This is a genomic window from Glycocaulis sp. (genome assembly GCF_052168375.1).
Lineage (GTDB): Bacteria > Pseudomonadota > Alphaproteobacteria > Caulobacterales > Maricaulaceae > Glycocaulis.
Genome location: NZ_JBQLZR010000094.1, coordinates 1 through 3,049, shown reverse-complemented (window position 1 = coordinate 3,049; position 3,049 = coordinate 1). Strand labels below are relative to the sequence as shown.

The 3,049-nt window shown below is 64.7% G+C and carries 3 protein-coding genes; all 3 read right to left on the bottom strand.

What is annotated here, in order from left to right; translation table 11 throughout:
- The coding region (locus ACTS2Z_RS03705) for a UDP-N-acetylglucosamine--N-acetylmuramyl-(pentapeptide) pyrophosphoryl-undecaprenol N-acetylglucosamine transferase (RefSeq protein ID WP_442571882.1) at positions 1-374 on the bottom strand (374 nt) is incomplete at its 3' end.
- The gene (locus ACTS2Z_RS03700) at positions 371-1,522 is read right to left on the bottom strand and encodes an FtsW/RodA/SpoVE family cell cycle protein (protein WP_442571881.1); all 1,152 of its coding nucleotides are present in this window, start codon (positions 1,520-1,522) and stop codon (positions 371-373) included. The genes ACTS2Z_RS03700 and ACTS2Z_RS03705, both read right to left, overlap by 4 nt.
- A complete protein-coding gene (gene murD, locus ACTS2Z_RS03695) occupies positions 1,519-2,934 on the bottom strand; it encodes a UDP-N-acetylmuramoyl-L-alanine--D-glutamate ligase (protein ID WP_442571880.1) in 1,416 nt (471 codons plus the stop codon). Before murD ends, ACTS2Z_RS03700 begins: the two co-directional genes overlap by 4 nt.
- Between the last annotated feature and the right edge of the window lie 115 nt (positions 2,935-3,049).

The window sequence follows — 3,049 nt, the reverse complement described above, 5'->3', positions numbered from 1 at the left end:
GCATTTTGCTCATGGATGAGGAAGGGAATGGATTTCAGCTGGGCGTGGGCGAGCGCGGGGAAAGCCGGATACCCGCCAAAGCCTGCGACGAGATCGGGGGCAAAGCGCTCGATGAGGCGTCCGGCGGCCGCAAACCCGCGGGCCAGACGCAGCGTGTTGCCCGCGGCGCGCGCCGGATTCTTCACGAAGGGTGTGGCAGCCTCGATCCGGTCGACCCCTTCGCCCGGAAATCCGCCCGCATGGCGCAGGCCCCGCTCGTCGGTGACGAGGCGAATGCGCCAGCCGGCCTCGACAAGCGTTTCGGCAACGCCGCGCGCCGGAAAGATATGACCGCCCGTGCCACCTGCCGCTATGAGAAGCCGTGGCCCGCTCATGCCGGCACCATCGCCCCGCCGCGCGGCCGTTCCGGCAGGTAGGCACCCGGGGTGCGCTTGGTCAGGGCCAGAAGCAGGCCTGCTGCGAACGCCAGCGACAGCATGGACGAGCCGCCATAGGAGACGAAGGGCAAGGTCATGCCCTTGGCCGGGGCCAGCTCCAGATTGACGAGAATGTTGATGAGGGCTTGTCCGCCGAACATCAGGGCGAGGCCGGCAACGGCCAGCTGGGCGAAATTGTCCGACAGGCGCATGGAGCGTGACCAGGCGCGTGCAAACAGGATCGCAAACAGGCCAATGATTGCCAGCGAGGCAACAAGTCCGAACTCTTCGGCTGCGACCGAGAATACGAAATCGGTATGGGCTTCAGGCAGGTAGCGCTTCACCTCCCCTTCACCGGGGCCGACACCGGTAAAGCCGCCACGGGTAATGGCATCAACCGCCATCTCGGTCTGGGTCGGGCCGCTGGAAGAGGCCGGTGCCAGAAAGGCCGCAACCCGGTCGCGAACGTGGCCAAGGAAGAGATAGGCGCCCGCCGCACCGCTGATCGCGACGCTGCCCAGAAGCACGGTGTGAAGCAAAGACAGCCCCGCTGCCCACAGCATGGCGGCAAATATGCCGGTCAGCAGGATGGACTGGCCGAAATCGGGCTGGCGGATGAGGAAGGCAATGGCCAGCACATAGATGCCAGCAGCAACAAGGCGTCCGGGCACCGGCGCGCCCTTGCTTTCTTCAGAGAACAGCCAGGCGGCAATGACGATGAAGGCCGGCTTGAAGAATTCGGACGGTTGCAGCGAGAAGCCGCCAAAGCGCAGCCAGCGCGTCGCACCATTCACCTCGTGCCCGGCAATGGCAACAACAATCAGGGCGAGGAAGCTGCCGACGAGGGCCAGCCCTGCCAGCCGGCGCGCCCCGCGCGGGCTGAGCGCGGCAATGCCCATCATCAGGATCATGGAGAGCCCGGCGAAGAAGAGGTGCCGGTAGAGATAGTAGAACGGGTCGCCGGGGCTGACGCGCTCTGCGGCGGCAGGACTTGCGGCCATGGACAAGGTCAGGCCGACCACCATCAGGCCGAAGACGGTAAAGAGCAGCGTCCGGTCAAGACCGAACCAGGCAAAGGCAAGGCCCGAACGGCTTATACCTTTCATGCGGCATCCCCTTTGGTTGCGCGCGCCAGAAGATCGGTGACGAGCTGGCGGAAAGTGTCGCCGCGATGCTCATAGCTTTTGAACTGGTCGAATGAGGCACAGGCAGGAGACAGAAGAATGACGGGCTTTCGAAGCCCGCTATCGGCGGCGTCCATGGCGGCAAGCTTCACGGCCTGATCGAGTGTTCCGGCGATGACATGGGGCACGCTCGCGCCCAGCTGGGTGGCCAGCATTCCGGCATCCTGCCCGATCAGATAGGCCTTGCGGATGCGGCGGAAGTAGGCCTTCAGGCTTTCAATACCGCCCGCCTTCGCCTGCCCCCCTGCGATCCAGAAAATGTCGTGATAGCAGCCGAGCGCCTGCGCGGCGGCTTCGGCATTGGTGGCCTTGGAATCGTTCACGAAAAGCAGGGAGCCGGCTTCGCCGACCCGTTCCTGGCGATGCGGCAGGCCGGGAAAGCTCGTGATACCCGCCACGGCATCGGAGACACTGACGCCCAGCGCGCGCACGGCTGCATAGGCGGCGGCGGCGTTCTGGGCATTGTGGGCACCCGGCAGGGCCGCTGCCCGGGCTAGCTCCATCACGGTTTTCACGCCGCTCTTTTTCTCCAGATCGTCATGCAGCCTGCCTGCGAGCGCATAGACACCGAAGGAAACAAGGCGCTGGCTGGAGACAGGGATCACGTTCAGGCCCGTGCGGGCTTTCTGGCGCGCGCACACCCCTGAGGTGTACTCGTCATCAACCCCGATAACCGCCGTGTCACCGGCCTGCTGATTGGCGAAGATGCGCTCTTTGGCGGCAAGATAGCCGGCCATGTCGCCATGCCGGTCGATATGGTCGGGTGTCAGGTTCAGGAAAACCGCCACCTGACAGCGCAGGCTCTCAATCAGATCGAGCTGGTAGGAGGACAGTTCCAGCACATAGATCGCGCCCGGTCTTGGCGGCTGGAGGCCCAGCACCGCTTCGCCGATATTGCCGCCGACACGCACATCCCGCCCGGCGCTTTTCAGGATATGGCCGATCAACGCCGTAGTGGTGGATTTGCCATTCGTGCCGGTAATACCAACCACCGTCACATCGGGCGTATCCGCGATGGCGCTGGCAAAGAGTTCCATGTCCCCGATGACCGGCGCACCGACGGCGCGGGCAAGGCCCACCAGTCGGTGAGGCGCAGGATGGGTCAGCGGAATGCCCGGCGACAGGACCAGAGCCGCGATGTCGCCCCAGTCGCGCCGGTTGAGATCGTCAAGCTCCAGACCGGCAGCGATGGCGGCTTCGCGCGATGCCTCGTTATCGTCCCAGGCCGAAACGCTTGCCCCGCCTGCCAGCAGGGCGCGGGCAGCGGCAATCCCCGTCCGGCCAAGGCCGAACACCGCAACGCGGCGTCCCCGATAGGCGGTGACAGGGATCATGGACGCAGGGACCTATCTCAGCTTGAGGGTGGAAAGACCGATAAGGGCGAGAACAACCGCAATGATCCAGAAACGGATCACAATGGTCGGTTCGGCCCAGCCCATCTTCTCGAAA

Excerpts from the sequence above, each read along its gene's own strand:
- ACTS2Z_RS03700 (WP_442571881.1), bottom strand. The coding sequence starts at position 1,522 with ATGAAAGGTATAAGCCGTTCGGGCCTTGCCTTTGCCTGGTTCGGTCTT.
- murD (WP_442571880.1), bottom strand. The coding sequence starts at position 2,934 with ATGATCCCTGTCACCGCCTATCGGGGACGCCGCGTTGCGGTGTTCGGC.